Origin of the sequence: Kribbella voronezhensis (genome assembly GCF_004365175.1) — a bacterium.
Lineage (GTDB): Bacteria > Actinomycetota > Actinomycetes > Propionibacteriales > Kribbellaceae > Kribbella > Kribbella voronezhensis.
The window spans coordinates 1,047,632-1,065,991 of sequence record NZ_SOCE01000002.1 but is presented as its reverse complement, the minus strand read 5'-3'; the positions used below and the strand labels follow the sequence as shown (position 1 = coordinate 1,065,991).

Below are 18,360 nucleotides of genomic sequence, written 5' to 3'. Positions count from 1 at the left end.
CTGCGGGGTGTGCCGGGCAGTGTGCAGTCCATCGAGCGAGCTGCCGCAGTGCTGCGGCTGCTCGCGGCGGCGCCGAACGGCCTCGGGGTCGCCGATCTGGGCAATGCGCTCGGCCTCGCGAAGACGACTGTGCACGGCATCCTCCGCACTCTGCATCAGGTCGGGTTCGTGGAGCAGGACCACAGCGGCGCGCACTACCACCTGAGTGACGCCTTCGGCCGGCTCGGCGAGACCTACCTGGACCCGAACGAGTTGCGCAGCCGCGCGATCAACTGGGCCGACTCGCTGGCTTCCCGCAGCGGCGAAGTGGTCCGCGTCGGCCGCCTGGTCGAGGGCAAGGTCGTCGTCGTCCACCACGTCTTCCGCCCCGACGACAGCGACCAGAACCTGGACGTCGGTACGACGTTGCCGCCGCACGCCTGCGCGCTCGGCAAGGCGGTGCTCGCGTTCGACGCCGGCGGCACGGCCAAGCCGCGCAAGCTGGACGCCTACACGACCCGGACGATCGTCGAGCCGGCGAGGTTGCTCGACGAGCTGGCCGCCGTACGGGCCAAAGGCTGGGCCGGTGAGTTCGAGGAGCACACCATCGAGCTGGCCGGGATCGCGGCGCCGATCCGCGGGCTCGGGGGACTCGTGGTCGGGGCCGTCGGGCTGACCGGCCGGATCGAACGCATCTGCGACAGCCGGATGCGGCATCGCACGGACCTGGTGACGATGGTCCGGGCGACCGCGGAGGCCATCGGCCGCGACCTGCGGGAGGACCGCTGATGGCTGAGCAATACGTCGCGGCCGTGGACCAGGGCACCAACTCGACCCGGTGCATCCTGTTCGACCGGCGCGGGCGGCTGGTGTCGGTCGCGCAGCGCGAACACAAACAGCACTTTCCCCGGCCGGGCTGGGTCGAACACGACGCGGCCGAGATCTGGCGCAACGTCACCCGGGTGGTGCCGTCCGCGATCCGCCAGATCGGCGCCGAACCGTCCCAGATCGTTGCCATCGGCATCACCAACCAGCGCGAGACCAGCCTGCTGTGGGACCGCCGGACCGGCCAGCCGATCGGCCACGCGGTGGTCTGGCAGGACACCCGGACGGACCGGCTGATCAAGGAACTGGCCGGCACCGAGGGCGCGGACCGGTTCGCCGACCTCTGCGGGCTGCCGCTGACGACGTACTTCTCCGCGCCGCGGCTGCGCTGGATGCTCGATCACACCCCTGGTCTGCGGGCTCGTGCGGAGCGGGGCGAGGTGCTCTTCGGCACGATGGAGTCCTGGCTGATCTGGAACTTCACCGGCGGCCCGGACGGCGGGTTGCACGCGACCGACGTGACGAACGCCAGCCGCACGATGTTGATGAACATCGAGACGTTGGAGTGGGACGAGCAACTGCTCGCTGCCTTCGACGTCCCGCGGTGTGTGCTCCCCGAGATCCGGCCGTCGTCGGGGGTCTTCGCGACGGCGACCGAGGTGCTGCCCGGCGTACAGATCGGGGCGGCGCTCGGGGATCAGCAGGCCGCGTTGTTCGGTCAGACATGCTTCAGCCCGGGCGAGGCGAAGTGCACGTACGGCACCGGGTCGTTCCTGCTGCTGCACACTGGGAAGGAGATCGTTCGGTCCACGCACGGGATGCTCACCACGGTCGCGTATCAGATCGGGTCCGAGCCGGCGGCGTACGCGCTCGAAGGGTCGATGGCGGTGACCGGCTCGCTCGTGCAGTGGTTCCGTGACGGGCTCGGGCTGATCCACACGGCGGCCGAGATCGAGACGCTGGCGCGGACCGTCGAGGACAACGGCGGCGCCTATATCGTGCCCGCGTTCTCCGGGTTGTTCGCGCCGCACTGGCGCAGTGAGGCGCGCGGGGTGATCGCGGGGCTCACGTCGTACATCACGAAGGGCCATCTGGCCCGGGCCGTGCTGGAGGCGACCGGGTTCCAGACGCTCGAGGTCGTCAACGCGATGAACGCGGACTCCGGGATCGCGCTCACCGCGCTGAAGGTGGACGGCGGAATGACGGCGAACAACCTGCTGATGCAGTTCCTCGCCGACCTGCTCGACGTCCGGGTGGTCCGGCCGATGGTCACCGAGACCGTCTCCCTCGGCGCCGCGTACGCCGCCGGCCTGGCCGTCGGCTACTGGCCGGACCTCGAGGGCCTCCGCAGCAACTGGCACCGCGCCGGCCAGTGGCTCCCCAACATGGACCCGGACCGCCGCGTCACGGAGTACGCCAACTGGCAGGCCGCGGTCGAGCGCACTTTCGGCTGGATCCGCCCCGACCAGTAACGTCAGACCGCGGCTGGTACTTCGTCCGTGATCGGCGCCGCGTGCGCTTCCTCGATCCCGGCGGCCGCGAGCCGGCTCAGCGCGCGTTCCAGCACCGCGGTGTCCTCCAGCGTTCGCACCTCGGTGATCCTGCCCCAGCGCATGGTGACGAACTGGTGGACGACATTCTGGTACCGCGTGCCGTCGACGAGACCGACATCCACGGTGACGGCCGTCGCCACCTTGGTGTGCCACGGCCAGCCGGCGACGAGCACGTCCTGTACCTCGAACGTTGTCTGCGGCAACAACCTGAAACAGCGCTGCCACCAACGCCGCAGCGCCTCCTGCGTGTGCCGCTCCCCGGCCAGCGCATGATCGCCGTAGAACCGGTAGGTGAACTCGGGCGCCATCCCGGCCACCATCGCCTCCCAGTTGCCCGCGCTGATCTCCGCGAACGTCTTCCGCACCTTGCCGGCCACGATCCGGTGATACATCCGCCCATCCCCTCGTCGGTGAGCTTCCGAGCCTAGGCCTAGTGAGTTCAATGACGCAACTGACTAGAATGCGGGCATGCGGAACACGAGCTTCGCCGGGATGCACTGCTCACTCGCCCAGTCCCTGGAGGTGATGGGCGACTGGTGGAGCCCCCTCGTTCTGCGTGATCTCTACCTGGGCCTGGACCGCTTCGACCAACTGGTCACCGACCTCGGGATCTCGCGCAACCTGCTCACCGACCGGCTCAACACGCTGCTGTCGGCCGGCCTGGTGGCGCGTACGCCGTACCAGGAGAACCCGGTCCGCTATGCCTACTCGTTGACCGAGGCGGGCCGTGAGCTCGTGCCGGTTCTGATCGCCCTCACCGCCTGGGGCGACCGCTGGGCGACTCCACCGGCCGGCCAACCCCTCCGGTTCACCCACACCACCTGCGGCAAGGTCACCACGCCGACCGTCTGCTGCTCCGAATGCGGTGATGCCCTCACCACGGGAACCACCACACCTTCCCCCGGCCCCGGTGGCCGCACCGCCCCCGGCACCGCGCTCATCGCCACCGTGCTGACGCACTAGCAGAAGCCCCGAGGAAATCCTCGGGGCTTCTTGGCCAACCACCGATCAGGCGGGCGACACGATGTCGGGGGCGCCGAGGCGGACCTTGTCGGCGGACTCGTCGTCGGGCTGGTCCTGGGAGTCGCGTTCGGACTGGACGCGTTGCTGGTAGAAGGAGACCTCGCGATCGACGGTCTCCTCGTCCCAGCCGAGGATCGGGGCCATCAGACGTGCGGCCGCGTCGGCGGCCTCGACGCCGCGGTCCCAGGCCTCGATCGAGATCCGGGTCCGGCGGGCCAGGACGTCGTCCAGATGGCGCGCGCCTTCGTTCGTCGCGCCGTACACGATCTCCGCCTTCAGGTAGTCCTGCGTGCCGGGCAACTGCTCCCCCAGCGACGGATCCTTCTCCACGAGCGCGAGCACCTCGTCGATCAGCGCGCCGTACCGGTTGAGCAGGTGCTCGATCCGGGCCACGTGCAGGCCCGACCGCTGCGCGATCAGGTGCCGCTGGTTCCACATCGCGTGGTACCCGTCGGCGCCGACCAGCGGCGTGTTCTTGGTGACCGACTTCGGGACCCGGCCGTCGAGGGCATTCGCGGCCGCGTCGATGGCATCCTTGGCCATCACCCGGTACGTCGTGTACTTGCCACCGGCAACCACCACGAGCCCTGGCGCCGCGTGGGCGACGACGTGCTCGCGCGACAGCTTCGACGTACTCTCCGACTCCCCCGCCAGAAGGGGTCGCAGACCGGCGTACACGCCTTCCACGTCTTCCCGCGTCAACGGGGTGGTCAGTACCGCGTTGACGTGGTCGAGCAGGTACTCGATGTCCTTGCTGGTCGCGGCCGGGTGGGCCTTGTCCAGGTTCCAGTCGGTGTCGGTCGTCCCGATCAGCCAGTGCCGGCCCCACGGGATGATGAACAGCACCGACTTCTCGGTCCGCAGGATCATCCCGGTGCTGGACTGGATCCGGTCCTTCGGTACGACCAGGTGGATCCCCTTCGAGGCACGGACGTGGTACTGCCCGCGTTCGCCGACCATCGCCTGGGTGTCGTCGGTCCACACCCCGGTCGCGTTGACGACCTGCTTGGCCCGTACTTCGAACTCGCGGCCGCTCTCCAGATCCTTCGCCTGGACCCCGGTCACCCGCTCGCCCTGCCGCAGGAATCCGGTCACCTTGACCCGGTTGGCGACATGGGCGCCGTACGACGCCGCCGTACGGGCCAGCTCCATCGTGTGACGCGCGTCGTCCACCTGCGCGTCGTAGTACTGCAGTGCTCCGACCAGAGCGGACTTCCTCAAGCTCGGCACCAGCCGCATCGCGCCGCGGCGAGTGAGGTGCTTGTGGATCGGCAGCCCCGCGCCGAGCCCTGAGCTGAGCGCCATGGCGTCGTACAGCGCGACACCCGAGCCGGCGTAGAACCGCTCCCACCACCGGTGCTGCAGTGGGTAGAGGAACGGCACCGGCTTCACCAGGTGCGGTGCGAGACGCTGCAGCAGCAGACCGCGCTCCTGCAGCGCCTCGTGCACCAGGCGGAAGTCGAGCATCTCCAGGTAGCGCAGACCGCCGTGGATCAGCTTGCTGGACCTGCTGGAGGTACCGCTCGCGAAGTCGCGAGCCTCCAGCAGCCCCGTGGTCAGACCCCGGGTCGCGGCGTCGAGGGCCGACCCGGTGCCGACCACCCCGCCACCGATCACCAGGATGTCCAGTTCCCGGCCGTCCGCCATCGCGTCGATGGCCTCGGACCTCGCTTGCGGTGACAGAGCCACTGCGCCCACTGTGCTTCCCTTCCGTTGCCTTGCCTTGTACTGCGTGTCGCTGCCGGACCTAGTCGACGTCCACCCAGTCGAGGGTGCGCTTGACGGCCTTCTCCCAGCCCTTGTACCCGGCGGCACGCTGCTCGTCGGTCCACTCCGGGTTCCAGCGCTTGTCCTCGTTCCAGTTCTGCACGAGTTCTTCCTTGGTCTTCCAGAACCCGGTCGCCAGGCCGGCCGCGTAGGCCGCGCCCAGTGCGGTGGTCTCCGCGACGACCGGCTTGCTCACCGGTACGCCGAGGATGTCGGCCTGCATCTGCATGCACAGCTCGTTCGCCGTGACACCGCCGTCCACCTTCAGCACGTCGAGCTTCACGCCCGAGTCCTTCTCCATCGCGTCCGCCACGTCCTTGCTCTGGTAGCAGATCGCTTCCAGTGTTGCGCGGGCGAGGTGAGCGTTCGTGTTGAAGCGGGACAGGCCGACGATCGCTCCGCGCGCATCGGACCGCCAGTACGGTGCGAACAGCCCGGAGAACGCCGGTACGAAGTACACGCCGCCGTTGTCCGCGACCTGGCGGGCCAGCGTCTCGGTCTCGCTGGCACCGGAGATGATGCCGAGCTGGTCGCGCAGCCACTGGACCGCGGAACCGGTGACCGCGATGGATCCCTCCAGCGCGTAGACCGGGTCCTCGTCGCCGAACTTGTAGCACATCGTGCTGAGCAGGCCGGCCTTGGAGCGGACCAGTTCGGTACCGGTGTTCAGCAGCATGAAGTTGCCGGTGCCGTAGGTGTTCTTCGCCTCGCCCGGCTTGAAGCAGACCTGGCCGACCGTGGCCGCCTGCTGGTCGCCGAGGTCACCCGTCAGCGGCACCTGACCGCCGAGCGGGCCGTTGGTGAGCGTCTCGCCGTACGTGTTCGGGTCCGACGACGGCCGGATCTCGGGCAGCATCTGCCGCGGGATGTTGAAGAACGAGATCAGCTCGTCGTCCCAGTCGAGCGTCTCCAGGTTCATCAGCATGGTCCGGCTGGCGTTCGTCACGTCGGTGATGTGCGAACCGCCGTCGGTGCCGCCGGTGAGGTTCCAGAGCAGCCAGGTGTCGGTGTTGCCGAAGACGGCGTCCCCGGCCTCGGCGGCCTCGCGGACCCCGTCGACGTTCTCCAGGATCCACTGCACCTTGCCGGCCGAGAAGTACGTCGCCGGCGGCAGGCCGGCCTTCTGCCGGATCACGTCGCCCTTGCCCTCGCGGTCGAGCGCCGAGGCGATCCGGTCGGTCCGGGTGTCCTGCCAGACGATCGCGTTGTAGTAGGGCCGGCCGGTCTTGCGGTTCCACACCACGGCCGTCTCACGCTGGTTGGTGATGCCGAGCGCCGCCAGGTCGCTCGCCTGCAGCCCCTGCGCGTTCATCGCGGTCCGGATCACCGAGCTGGTGCGCTCCCAGATCTCCACCGGGTTGTGCTCCACCCAGCCGGCCTGCGGCAGGATCTGCTCGTGCTCCAGCTGGTGCTTGCCCACCTCGTTGCCGGAGTGGTCGAAGATCATGAAGCGGGTACTCGTGGTGCCCTGGTCGACGGCACCTACGAAGTCAGCCATGGATAGTCCTCTCCTCACACTTGGTGGTCATGCGTTGGCGGCCTTGGCCCCGGCGCCGGTCTCGGTGTCGGCCTCCGGGATGCGGCCGGGCTCCTCGTCCTCGTCCGCGATCGGCAGGTTGCGGCCGACCAGCAGGTCGTACAGCGCCGCGCCGACCAGCGCGCCGATGATCGGTGCCACGATCGGCACCCAGAAATAGACGTCCCCGAACTGGTCCTTCATCGCTCCGCCGTACCCGGTGAAGAACGACGCCAGCCGCGGACCGAAGTCGCGCGCCGGGTTGATCGCGTAGCCGGCGTTGGTGCCCCACGCCATCCCGATGCCGACCACCAGCAGGCCGACGATGAACGGCGCCAGGTTGGCCGCCGGGGAGGTGTTGCGCAGGTCGGTGATGGCCAGGATGACCATCATCAGGATCGCGGTACCGATGATCTGGTCCCGGAAACCGCCCCACATGTGGACGCCGAGATCCATGCTGCCGTTGCCGGGCAGGGTCGAGAACACACCCTGGGTCTTGATGGTCAGGCCCGGGTCGACCTTGTGCAGTGCCTCGGTGTAGTTCCAGCGAACCACGAGCGCCGCCAGGAACGCTCCGAGGAACTGTGCCACCGAGTACGGCAGCACCTTTCGCCAGCTGAAGCCGCGGAACGCCGCCAGGGCGATCGTCACCGCCGGGTTCAGGTGCGCGCCGGTCATCCGGCCCGCCACGTAGATGCCCAGTGTCACACCGAGTCCCCAGGCCCACGCGATCGAGTCGTGGTCGCCGATCCCGCCGGCGACCACCTGGGCGACGACGCCACAGCCGAACAGGATCAGGATGAACGTGCCGGCGAGCTCGGCGGAACACTCCCCCAGAAGGGTTTTCGCCTTGACCGCCTCAGTCGTAGCCATGCTTGGTCTCCCTTCCACCCCGTGACGACCACGGAGAACTGGAATCTAGGAGTGTCTGCGAGGCGGCACAACAACTCTCGTTCGACATTGTCGAACGCGGCGGTTGAGTGCCGGAACGCGACACCCCGCAGGTCCGGCTACGTCTTTCGATGTACGGCGCGCGCCGGCGGAATAGACGTCCGCCGGACGCTTCGCACCTACTGCGTTTCCTAGCGTCTGTCCCATGATCGAGATCGAGGAATTGACGAAGAAGTACGGCAGCGCCGTGGTGGTCGACCGGCTCACCTTCAGCGTACGGCCGGGACGGGTGACCGGGTTCCTGGGGCCCAACGGAGCCGGGAAGTCCACGACGATGCGGATCCTGCTCGGGCTGGCCAAGGCGTCGAGCGGGACCGCGACGATCGACGGACAGCCGTACTGCGAATTGCGTGACCCGTTGCGCCAGGTGGGGGCGTTGCTGGAGGCAACTCCGGTGCAACGCGGGCGTACGGCGTACCGGTTTCTGCTGGCGCTGGCCCAGACTCATGGGATCACGCTCTCTCGGGTGGAGGAGGTGCTCGACGCGGTCGGGCTGAGCTCGGTGGCTGGGCGGCCGGCGGCGGAGTTCTCCCTCGGGATGCGCCAGCGGCTCGGGATCGCGGCGGTGTTGCTCGGTGAACCGTCCACCTTGATCCTCGACGAGCCGACGAACGGGCTCGATCCGGCGGGCGTGCACTGGTTACGCAATCTGCTCCGCGCTCAGGCCGCGGAGGGGCGGACGGTGCTGGTGTCGTCGCATTTGATCAGCGAGATGGCGCTCACCGCGGACCAACTCGTGGTGGTCGGGCGCGGGCGGCTGCTCGCCGATCTGCCGATGGCCGAGCTCACCTCTGGCCACGCCTCGCTCGAAGAGGCCTATCTCCAGCTGACCGGTGACGCGGTCGAGTTCTCGGGCGGTCCGCGATGAGCGCCGGCGGGCAGGACGGGCTGACCTTCCGGCGCGTACTCCGATCCGAGTGGACCAAACTGTCGTCGACGAACTGGAGCGTGCTGATCGCGCTCCCCGTGGTCTTCAGCGCTCTCTCCGGCTGGATCGGCCACACCAATCACGCCACGCCGACCGATCCCACGCTCAGCGTGGGCGGCGGTTTCCTGATGTTCGCGGTGGCGGTCGGGGTGTTCGGGCTGACGATGATGACCGGCGAGTTCCAGTCGGGCGTGATCCGGGCGACCTTCACCGCGGTACCGCGGCGTCTGCCGGTGTTGTGGGCGAAGGCGCTGATCCTTGTCGTGGTGGCCACACCTTCGTTGCTGGTCGCGTACTTCGGCGCGTTTCTGACGTACCAAGCGTTCACAGATAGCGCTCTCCGCGCTTCTCTGGGGGATCCCGGGATCATCCGGTCCTTGTTCGGAGCCACCGCCGCGACCGTGGCGGCAGGCCTGATGGCACTCGCGCTGGGAACGCTGCTCCGCAGTACCGCGGGTGCGCTGTCGGCGTACGTGCTCGGTCTCGTGGTCCTGCCGTCGGTGCTGGTGTCGGCGTTGCCCACGACGTTCCACGCCGCGTTGCCGTACTTCCCGACCCTCGCCCTCCAAGGCATGTTCCGAAACGTCTCGCAGGCGATGGTCCAGGTCGGCGACGCACCGGACGTCATGCTCTCCCCCGGCCTCTCCACCGTGGTGGTCCTCGGCTGGGTCATCCTGATGCTGACCTGGGCCGCGACCCTCCTCCGCCGCCGCGACATCTGACCCCCGAACGAAGGTGACCCCGTTGTCCCGCCACCCACGCGTTCCGGCAAGCCACCGCTGCTCCAGTCCACCGGTGCTCCAATCCACCGCCCCATCGCCGCACCCCTCGCCGGAACCACCGGCCAACCGACCCGCCGAGCGTTCGGTGAGCTGATGAGGCGTAGCTGGCGCGATTCGTTGCGCGGCCGGTGGGATTCGTTGGGGCGGTGGTTCGTGGTGCAGCCGCCTCGGCTGGTGGACGCGTGTCTGGCGGTGCTGGTGGCGCTCATCGTGCTGCCTGCGAGCGTCGGCGGGCAGACCGAACCGGCGACGATCGGCTCGAGGCCAGGGTTCGCCGCGGTGACGTGGCTGTTGTTCGCCGCGGTCCAGTTGCCACTGTTCTGGCGGCGGCGCGCGCCGGTCGCGGTCTTCTGGTCGATCCTCGCCCTCGTCGGCCTGTGCGTTCTGCTCGACGTCGCGGGTGTCTTTCTCGTCTTCGCCCCGCTCTTCGCCCTCTACGGCCTCGCTCGGTACGCCCGGATCATCCACGTCCTGCCCGCGCTCGTCACCGTGCTGACCGCGGTCGTCGTCGCGATTCTCACCAGCGACGGTCACCTGTCGACCATGATCGGCGTCTGCTCCATCGTCGCCGTCATCTGCCTGCTCGCGATCTCCCTTCGCCTGCGGGAGAAGGCCGAACTCGAACGGATCCGCCATCGGCAGCAGGAACTGGAAGCGCAGGCGAGAATCGCGGTCACGGCCGAGCGCACACTGCTCGCCCGAGAGGTGCACGACGTCGTCGCACACAACCTCGCTGTGATGGTCGCGCTCGCCGACGGCGCCGCCGCGACGGCCGGTACCGATCCAAATCAGGCAACCGAGTTGATGCGCCAGTCGTCGACCACCGGCCGTGCCGCGCTGGCGGAGATGCGGCGGATGGTCGGCGTACTCCGCGACGGCCAGTCCCTGGCACCGCAGCCCGGTATCGCCGATCTCGACGACCTGGTCGCACAGGTCCGCGACGCGGGCCTGCAGGTCGAACTCAGCATCGAAGAACCTCAGGGAGCGCTCTCCGCCGGCGCCGGCCTGATCATCTACCGGATCGTCCAGGAAGGACTCACCAACACCCTCAAACACGCCGGCCCGACCGCCCACGCCTCGGTCCACCTCCGCCGTACCCCCACCGGAATCGCCCTCGACATCACCGACGACGGTGCCCACACCACCGCTCCCACCCCGATCCCCGGCGGCCACGGCCTCCTAGGCATCACCGAACGCGCCACCGCCTACGGCGGCACCATCCACGCGGCCCCCCAAACCCCCACCGGCTGGCGCCTGACCGCCCACCTCCCCTTGGACCCCACCACCTCAACCCCACCACCCACCCGAACCACCCCCGCCAGCGTCTCGGCCACCTCCACCCAACCCATCTCGGCTACCGCCTCCCGTGCTCCGTCGACCAGTTCAGCGGCACCGGCTGAGCGGGAGGTGACGGCGTGATCAGGGTTTTGCTGGCGGATGATCAGGCGTTGTTGCGGTTGGGCTTTCGCGCGTTTCTCAACCAGGAGCCCGATCTCGAGGTGGTCGGAGAAGCGGGGAACGGGGAGGAAGCGCTCTCGCTGACCAGAACGCTCAAGCCCGATGTCGTCCTGATGGACATCCGGATGCCGGTGCTGGACGGTATCGAGGCGACCCGCCGGATCGTCGCCGGCGGTTCACCCGCGAAGATCCTGGTACTGACGACGTTCGATCTCGACGAGTACGTGTACGCCGCCCTGCGCGCCGGCGCCTCAGGGTTCCTCATCAAGGACGCCCTCCCGGCCGAGCTCATCAACGGCATCCGCGTGGTCGCGAGCGGCGCCGCGGCGGTAGCCCCCGCCGTCACCCGCCGCCTGATCGAACAGTTCACCCCACACCTTCCCGAACCACTCCAGCCACCCGCCGAACAACCGCTGGAAGGCCTGACAGACCGCGAACGGGACATCCTGCTGGAGATCGCCCGCGGGCGATCCAACCGGGAGATCGCCGAGCAACTCCACATCTCCGAGCCCACAGTGAAGGTGCACGTCAGCCGCATCCTCACCAAGCTCGGCCTCCGCGACCGCGCCCAGGTCATCGTCCACGCCTACGAGACCGGCATAGTCCGCCCGGGCAACGCCGAACACATCACCGGCCAACCATTCGGCTAGCTCATCGCGTCAGGGCGGATACAGACGGGGTGCCATCGGGTGCCCCGCCAGGTGAAGGGGAACAGATGGCAACCGGAGACGGATCTGGGGGGTTCGCACAGTTCGCCACCAGTAGGCATCAGGCGCTGTACCGCTACGCGTACCTGCTGGCCGGTGAGCGGGGCCTTGCGGAGGACCTGGTCCAGGAGGCGCTGACCAAGACGTACGTCGCCTGGAAGCGGCTCGACGACTCGGCGAACGCGGAGGCGTACACCCGCAAGGTGATCACCAACACGGCGATCGGCTGGTGGCGCCGCAAGTCCTGGAGCGCCGAGCGTCCGCGCGACGACGTACCGGAGTTGGCCGGGGCGCGGGACGACGAGGATGTCACGGCCCGCCTGTGGCTGTGGGAAGAGCTTCGGGCGCTCCCGCCACGGCAACGCGCCGCGCTGGTCCTTCGGTACTACGAGGACCTGACCGAAACCGAGACGGCTCGAGTGCTCGGCTGCACTGTCGGCACAGTGAAGAGCCAGACCTCGCATGCCTTGAAGAAACTACGTGCCCGGCTGGGCCCCGACGCCGTACTGATCATGGAGATGGTGGTGGCGAAATGACCGGCCTGCTGAAGGACACCCTGACCGAGCGAGCCGCCGCCCTCGACGAGCCGCCGCTGGACCTCGACGCGATCATTGCCACCGGCAACAGGCGCATTCGCCGCCGGCGCGCCACCGCGGTCGCCGCGGTCGCCTGCGTCTCCGCACTGGTTCTGGCGTGCGGCGTCATCACCGCCAAGAACCTCGCCGGGGCCGACGAACCGCCGGTGGGCGGCGTACCGACTTTCGAGGACCGTCGTCCGACCTACGCGACCGGCGACACCATCCACTTCGGCGCCGATGTGATCAAGGTCGGTCCGGCGAAGATCGTCTCCTTCGTCCAGACCGACGCGGGCTTCGCGTACGCCGCGGCCAACGGCGACGTCTATTTCACCGACGGCCACGACGACACCAAGATCGGCAAGGGCAACAAGCGCCTGGAGTTGACCGCCGGCGACCACGGCACTGTGGTCGGCTGGGTCGACGCCACGCACGCCGTCCGCCAGTTCGTCCTGTACGACGTTGCCGCGGGCAAGGAGTTGGCCAGGACCACCGTGGGCAACACGGCCGGCAAGCCCGCGAACGACGACAGGGAGCCACGAGTCATTGCCATCGACAACGACCAGGCCTACCTCGCCGCACTCGACGGACTGCACCGCTGGAACCTCGGGACCGGCAAGGCCGAACTCGTCCAGGCCGGCCTGCGGCAGAACTTCGTCGTCGACGCAGCGAATGGCCTGCTCGCCTACGATGCGCTGGAAGGCAACGGCGGCGGCACCTCGGGTATCGCGGTCGGCCCGAAGCTCGGATCGAGGAAGGCCATCACAGACGCCTCCGAGGGGGATCTGTCCCCCGACGGCAGCTACCTGTTCAGCGACGGCACCGACGAGGCCCATGTCTCCCGCACCGACGGCACCGGCGAGGTCAAGCTGACCTCCGGCTACGCCCTGCTCGCGCTCAGCGTCTGGCAGGACGACGATCACTTCACGACGATCGGCATCAAGCACCTCAAGAACCCGGAGAAGACCCCACTGGACCTGCTCACCTGCTCGGTCAGCCACGCCACCTGCACCGTCAGCATCGCCAAGTTCGCCCGCTACCCCGCCGACAACGGCATCCCGGCCTTCCAGTTCCCGACCGGCAAGGCACTGTCCGACTGACCGGCAAACGTCCGGAGAACCCCAAGGGGTTCTCCGGACGTCGAGTGAGTACAGCGAGAACTATGGAGCGGGTGGTGTGTCGACCGGGCGCGCGGCCCCGCTCTTGGGATCGTCGGCCGGCCGGGCGGGCGGGATCGAACGGGCGGTGCCGACGCGGGGGGCCTCGCCGCCGGGCTGGTTCTCGGGGAAGTGGCAGGCGGTCTGGTGGCCGGGGGCCAGTTGGAGCAGCGGGGGTTCGACCGTTTTGCAGATGTCCTGGGCTTTCCAGCAGCGGGTGTGGAAGCGGCAGGCCGGCGGCGGGTTGATCGGGCTGGGCACATCGCCGGTGAGCCGGATGCGCTCGCGGCCGCCCTTGCCCTTGGTGTCCGGGATCGGTACGGCGGACAGGAGCGCCAGCGTGTACGGGTGCATCGGCGACTCGTACAGGCTGACCCGGTCGGCGATCTCGACGATCTTGCCCAGGTACATCACCGCGACCCGGTCCGACACGTGCCGGACCACCGACAGGTCGTGCGCGATCATCACGTAGGTCAGGTCGAACTCGTCCTGCAGGTCCTCCAGCAGGTTGACGACCTGGGCCTGGATCGACACGTCCAGCGCCGACACCGGCTCGTCGGCCACAATCAGCTTCGGCCGCAGTGCGAGCGTCCGGGCGATCCCGATCCGCTGCCGCTGACCACCGGAGAACTCGTGCGGGTAGCGGTTGTAGTGCTCCGGGCTCAGGCCGACCAGCTCGAGCAGCTCCTGGACGGCCTTCTTGGTGCCGTTCGGAGTCTTCACGTGCTGCAGCTTGAACGGGGCACCGACGATCTTGCCCACCGTGTGCCGGGGGTTCAGCGAGCCGTACGGGTCCTGGAAGATCATCTGCACGTCTTTGCGCAGCGGTCGCATCCGGCCCTCGGAGAGGTGGCTGATGTCGCGACCCTCGAAGACGATCGTGCCGTCGGTCGGCTCCAGCAGCCGGGTCAGCAACCGGCCGGTGGTCGTCTTGCCACAGCCCGACTCCCCCACCAGCGACAACGTCTCGCCCCTGGTGACGGTGAAGTCCAGTCCGTCCACAGCCTGTACCGCGCCGGTCTGGCGCTGCAGCAGTCCCTGCCGGATCGGGAAGTGCTTCTTCAGACCCGTCACCGCGAGCAGCTCCTCGCCGAGCGGCGGGGTCGCGGTGCCCGATTCGATGTCAGTAGTGGTCACAGTGGCACTCCGTCGTTCCCGGATTCGGCGGTGATGGCTCGGGCCTGCCCAGCGGCGGCTTGCGGGGCGACGGCCGTCACAGCTTCGGCTTGATGTCGGTCTCCCAGGCGTGCTTGCGCTGCTCGGGCGACAGGTGGCAGGCGACCCGGTGGCCGTCGCCGATGTCAAGTAGCTGCGGTACCTCGGTCTCGCTCGCGCCGCCGTTCAGCTGCGCATAGTTGCACCGCGGGTGGAAAGCGCAGCCCGGCGGCACGTTGATGAGGCTCGGCGGCGTGCCCTTGATCGGCATCAGCCGCTCGGTCCGCTCCTGGTCGATCCGCGGCATCGAGCCGAGCAGACCCCAGGTGTAGGGGTGCTGCGGCCGGTCGAAGATGTCCTCGGCCGAGCCGTACTCGATCGCGCGGCCGGCGTACATCACCTGGATGTCGTCGGCCAGTTCGGCGACCACGCCGAGGTCGTGGGTGATGATGATGACGGCGGAGTTGAACTCGCGCTGCAGGTCCCGGATCAGGTCCAGGATCTGCGCCTGCACGGTGACGTCGAGCGCGGTGGTCGGCTCGTCGGCGATCAGCAGGTCGGGGTCGCAGGACAGCGCCATCGCGATCATCGCGCGCTGCCGCATCCCGCCGGAGAACTGGTGCGGATAGGCGTCGACGCGCTTGTCCGGCTGCGGGATGCCGACCCGGTCGAGCATCTCGATCGCGTGCTTGCGGGCGACCGCCTTGGTCACCTTGTTGTGCACCCGGTAGGCCTCGATGATCTGGGTGCCGACCGTGTAGTACGGGTGCATCGCCGACAGCGGGTCCTGGAAGATCATCGCCATCCGCTTGCCGCGCAGCAACCGGACCTCTTCGCGGGTCGAGCTGATCAGGTCCTGCCCGTCGAGCAGCACCTCGCCGCTGATCCGCGCCGTACCGGCTTTGTGCAGGCCCATGATCGACAGGCTGGTGACGCTCTTGCCGGAGCCGGACTCGCCGACGATGCCGAGCGTCTTGCCGCGGTCCAGGCTGAACGACAGTCCGTCGACGGACTTGACCACCCCGTCGTCGGTCGGGAAGTGCACCCGCAGGTCGCGGACCTGGAGGAAGGCGTCGTTGTTCTCGGTCACTGGAGCCGCACTCTCGGGTCGACGACGGCGTACAGCATGTCGACGACCAGGTTGGAGATCACGATGAAGAAGGCCGCGAGCAGGGTGACACCCATGATCTTGGGCATGTCCTGGTCGGAGATGCCGGTGACCGCGTACTTGCCGAGACCGTTCAGGCTGAACACCTTCTCGGTCAGGATCGCGCCGCCGAGCAGCAGGCCGAGGTCCAGACCGAAGATCGTCAGGATCGGCGTCAGCGCGGCGCGCAGACCGTGCCGGACCACGACGGTGTTCTCCTTCAGGCCTTTGGCCCGGGCGGTGCGGATGTAGTCCTCGTTCATCGTCTCGAGCATGCCGGCCCGGGTCAGCCGGGCGTACTGCGCGGAGAACAGGAACGCGAGCGTGATCCAGGGCAACATCAGCGACTTGAACCAGGCCACCGGATCCTGCGTGATCGGCTGATAACTGGCGCCGTTGGCGAAGATGCCGAACTTGTAACTCAGATACGCCAGCGACATCAGGCCGGTCCAGAAGATCGGCATCGAGACACCGGCCAGCGCCAGAGTCATCGCCGCCCGGTCGAACAGCGATCCTCGCCGCAACGCCGACAGGACGCCGATGGAGACGCCGGCCAGCAGCCAGAGCACCGAAGCGCCCGCTGCCAGCGACAACGTCACCGGCGCTCTGTCGAGCAGATCGGGCCAGACCGGCTGCCGGGTGATGAACGAGTAGCCCAGGCAGGGCGCCGGGCAGTGCTCGACCTCGGCACCCATGTCGTAGCTCGCACCGACGAAGATGCCCTTCGCCCAGTGCCCGTACTGGACCACGATCGGGTCGTAGAAGCCGAGGTTCTGCGCCGTCAGCTTGACGGTCTCCGCGGTCGCCGTCCGCCCGACGTACCTGGTCGCGAGGGTCTCCGGCGTCGCGCCGGCCAGCCTCGGAACCAGGTAGAAGATCGAGAACGTGATGGCGCTCACGACGAACAGCAGACCGACCGCGGCGATCAGCCGCCTGATGATGTATGTGACCACGAACCTCGGCGTCGGTGGCCGGTCCGGAGGATTCCCCCGGACCGGCCACCAAGTGCCTTCACCTACCTAATCTGAAGAAGACGGAACTGCTTACGGCTTGCCCAGCGACAGGTAGTCGTACATGCCGAACTGCTCGTTGACGAAGACGTTCGTCAGGTTCTTGCCGCGGATCAGCAGGCTCTTGGCGTAGACGCCCGGGTAGATGACCGCCTGCTCCATCACCTTCTGGTCGATGACGGACCAGTCGCTCTCACGCTTGGCGGTGTCGAGCTCGCCCTGCGCCTGGTCGAGCAGCTTGTCGACCTCGGGGATCCGCACGCTGGTGTTCGACGAGCCACCGGTCTCGCGGATGACCCGGGAGTCGGTGATCTGCGACAGGAAGCCGAAGCCGTCGTTCCAGTCCGCGCCCCAGCCGTTGACGACCAGGCCGAGACCGTTCTTCGCCACGTACGGCGGGTTGCCGGCGTAGGTGGAGAAGTAGTCCTTCTTCGGGAAGCCCTTGACCGTGACCTTGATGCCGACCTTGGCCAGCTGCTGCTGGAAGGCCTCGGCGGTCGCCTTCTCCTTCGGCCGCTCGTTGCGGTAGGAGATGTTGGTCGCGAAGCCGTTCGGCTGACCGCACTTGGTCAGCGACTCCTTGGCCTTGTTCAGGTCGCCCTTGCCGTCCGGGGTCGGGTACAGGTCGAACTGCTTGTAGCCCGGGATGACCGGCGGCAGCAGGGTGGTGGCCAGCGAACCGCCGGCGAACTCGCCGCCGTACGCGGTCTGGTAGGACGTCTTGTCCATCGCGTACTCGACGGCCTTGCGGCACTCGATGTTGTCGAACGGCTTCACCGTCGGGTTGATCGAGGTGTACCAGAGCCGGCCCAGGGTCGGGTTGTCGGCACGGGCCTTCAGGGTCGGGTCGCCCAGCACCCGGCTCTGGCTCGCGGCCGAGACACCGGTGCCTGCGCTGGCGATGTCGAGGTCACCGGAGATCAGCCGGTTGTCGATGTCCTCCGGGTCGACGTTCAGCGACATTTCGTAACCGTCCGGCAGCGCCTTGCGGTTCGGGTCGCTCGCCTGGTCCCAGTTGGGGTTGCGCTTCAGCGTGAAGCTCTTGCCGTCGGCGTACGCGGCGAACATGTACGGGCCGGACGAGATGACGTGCTGCTTCTGCTTCGCGCCCTGGTCCTTGGCCTCCGGCACCGGAGCGGACTGCGGCGTCATCGCCAGGTAGTCGAAGCCCGCGAAGGCGGACTTGAGGTGGAACACGATGGTGGTGTCGTCCGGCGTCGAGATCGCCGAGTCCGTGTTCATCCCCTTCGACTTGTACGGGCCCTTGTAGCCGGCCGGCCAGTTCAGCATCGAGTCGAAGTACGCCGGGCCGTCGGGGAAGACGGTCTTGTCGGTGGACCGGGAGACGCCGTACTTCACGTCCTTGGACGTGATCGGGGTGCCGTCCTCGTACTTGAGGCCCTTGCGGATCTTGTACGTCCAGGTCTTGCCGCCGTCGCTCGGCGTACCGAGGCCCTCGGCCAGGTCACCGACCAGCTTGCTGCTGTCCTTGCCCGGTGCGACCGTGAACATGGTCAGCGAACGGGACCAGAGCCGCACCATGTTCCAGCTGTAGCCGTAGTAGGTGTCGCCGGTGTCGACCGAGTCGGGAGCGCCCTCGTCGGCGAACTTGACGATGCCGCCCTTCTTGTCGGAGGCGTTGAACACCTTCGTCATCGCTGCGTTGAACTCGGCCTTCGCGGTGTCACCGCCCGACGAGCCGCCGCTGTTGTTGCTGCTGCCCCCACAGGCAGACAGTGACAGCGCGAGCACCGCGGTAGCGGCGATCGCTGTCTTGATTCGTCTGGTGTTCATCGTTTCCGATCCACCCCTTCTTCTCAGGAGCTA

At 68.1% G+C, this 18,360-nt stretch carries 17 protein-coding genes; 9 read left to right on the top strand and 8 right to left on the bottom strand.

Annotation, left to right across the window (positions count from 1 at the left end):
- The first annotated feature begins 9 nt into the window (after positions 1–9).
- Positions 10–768 carry an IclR family transcriptional regulator gene (locus tag EV138_RS32185; RefSeq protein ID WP_133983635.1) on the top strand — a complete coding sequence of 253 codons (759 nt, stop codon included), beginning with the start codon at positions 10–12 and terminating at the stop codon, positions 766–768.
- A complete protein-coding gene (gene glpK / locus EV138_RS32180) occupies positions 768–2,276 on the top strand; it encodes a glycerol kinase GlpK (protein WP_133983634.1) in 1,509 nt (502 codons plus the stop codon). The genes EV138_RS32185 and glpK (EV138_RS32180) overlap by 1 nt, the downstream gene beginning before the upstream one ends.
- 2 nt (positions 2,277–2,278) lie before the next feature.
- On the opposite strand, the gene EV138_RS32175 is transcribed toward glpK (EV138_RS32180), so the two are convergent.
- Positions 2,279–2,749, bottom strand: coding sequence for a nuclear transport factor 2 family protein (locus EV138_RS32175; protein WP_133983633.1), 471 nt, complete (start codon positions 2,747–2,749; stop codon positions 2,279–2,281).
- Positions 2,750–2,825: 76 nt separating this feature from the next.
- Between EV138_RS32175 and EV138_RS32170 the strand changes: the two genes are divergently transcribed.
- Positions 2,826–3,320, top strand: coding sequence for a winged helix-turn-helix transcriptional regulator (locus EV138_RS32170; RefSeq protein ID WP_133983632.1), 495 nt, complete (start codon positions 2,826–2,828; stop codon positions 3,318–3,320).
- Between the two features lie 45 nt (positions 3,321–3,365).
- Here the strand turns inward: EV138_RS32170 and EV138_RS32165 are convergent, their stop codons facing one another.
- From EV138_RS32165 to EV138_RS32155, 3 genes are read right to left on the bottom strand one after another with little or no spacing between them, the layout of a single operon-like run.
- Positions 3,366–5,078 (bottom strand): glycerol-3-phosphate dehydrogenase/oxidase, encoded by a 1,713-nt coding sequence (locus EV138_RS32165; RefSeq protein ID WP_238158525.1) that lies wholly within the window; start codon positions 5,076–5,078, stop codon positions 3,366–3,368.
- Positions 5,079–5,127: 49 nt separating this feature from the next.
- Positions 5,128–6,645 (bottom strand): glycerol kinase GlpK, encoded by a 1,518-nt coding sequence (gene glpK, locus EV138_RS32160; protein WP_133983631.1) that lies wholly within the window; start codon positions 6,643–6,645, stop codon positions 5,128–5,130.
- A gap of 27 nt (positions 6,646–6,672) precedes the next feature.
- Positions 6,673–7,536 (bottom strand): MIP/aquaporin family protein, encoded by an 864-nt coding sequence (locus EV138_RS32155; protein ID WP_133983630.1) that lies wholly within the window; start codon positions 7,534–7,536, stop codon positions 6,673–6,675.
- A gap of 223 nt (positions 7,537–7,759) precedes the next feature.
- Between EV138_RS32155 and EV138_RS32150 the strand changes: the two genes are divergently transcribed.
- From EV138_RS32150 to EV138_RS32125, 6 genes are all read left to right on the top strand, one after another.
- Complete coding sequence (locus EV138_RS32150) at positions 7,760–8,482, top strand: ABC transporter ATP-binding protein (protein WP_133983629.1); 723 nt, start codon at positions 7,760–7,762, stop codon at positions 8,480–8,482.
- On the top strand, positions 8,479–9,264 hold the full coding sequence (locus EV138_RS32145) for a hypothetical protein (RefSeq protein WP_133983628.1): 786 nt from the start codon (positions 8,479–8,481) through the stop codon (positions 9,262–9,264). The genes EV138_RS32150 and EV138_RS32145 overlap by 4 nt, the downstream gene beginning before the upstream one ends.
- 153 nt (positions 9,265–9,417) lie before the next feature.
- Positions 9,418–10,743, top strand: coding sequence for a sensor histidine kinase (locus EV138_RS38440; RefSeq protein ID WP_133983627.1), 1,326 nt, complete (start codon positions 9,418–9,420; stop codon positions 10,741–10,743).
- Complete coding sequence (locus EV138_RS32135) at positions 10,740–11,432, top strand: response regulator (RefSeq protein WP_133983626.1); 693 nt, start codon at positions 10,740–10,742, stop codon at positions 11,430–11,432. The genes EV138_RS38440 and EV138_RS32135 overlap by 4 nt, the downstream gene beginning before the upstream one ends.
- A 65-nt stretch (positions 11,433–11,497) precedes the next feature.
- Positions 11,498–12,025 carry a SigE family RNA polymerase sigma factor gene (locus EV138_RS32130; RefSeq protein WP_133983625.1) on the top strand — a complete coding sequence of 176 codons (528 nt, stop codon included), beginning with the start codon at positions 11,498–11,500 and terminating at the stop codon, positions 12,023–12,025.
- Positions 12,022–13,164 (top strand): hypothetical protein, encoded by a 1,143-nt coding sequence (locus tag EV138_RS32125; protein WP_133983624.1) that lies wholly within the window; start codon positions 12,022–12,024, stop codon positions 13,162–13,164. Before EV138_RS32130 ends, EV138_RS32125 begins: the two co-directional genes overlap by 4 nt.
- Positions 13,165–13,224: 60 nt before the next feature.
- On the opposite strand, the gene EV138_RS32120 is transcribed toward EV138_RS32125, so the two are convergent.
- From EV138_RS32120 to EV138_RS32105, 4 genes are all read right to left on the bottom strand, one after another.
- Entirely contained in the window at positions 13,225–14,358 is a 1,134-nt protein-coding gene (locus EV138_RS32120) for an ABC transporter ATP-binding protein (RefSeq protein WP_238158524.1), read from the bottom strand.
- 76 nt (positions 14,359–14,434) lie between these two features.
- Complete coding sequence (locus tag EV138_RS32115) at positions 14,435–15,466, bottom strand: ABC transporter ATP-binding protein (RefSeq protein ID WP_133983623.1); 1,032 nt, start codon at positions 15,464–15,466, stop codon at positions 14,435–14,437.
- Entirely contained in the window at positions 15,463–16,476 is a 1,014-nt protein-coding gene (locus tag EV138_RS32110) for an ABC transporter permease (protein WP_133983622.1), read from the bottom strand. Before EV138_RS32110 ends, EV138_RS32115 begins: the two co-directional genes overlap by 4 nt.
- Before the next feature lie 90 nt (positions 16,477–16,566).
- A complete protein-coding gene (locus EV138_RS32105; RefSeq protein ID WP_133983621.1) occupies positions 16,567–18,327 on the bottom strand; it encodes an ABC transporter substrate-binding protein in 1,761 nt (586 codons plus the stop codon).
- Positions 18,328–18,360 lie beyond the last annotated feature (33 nt).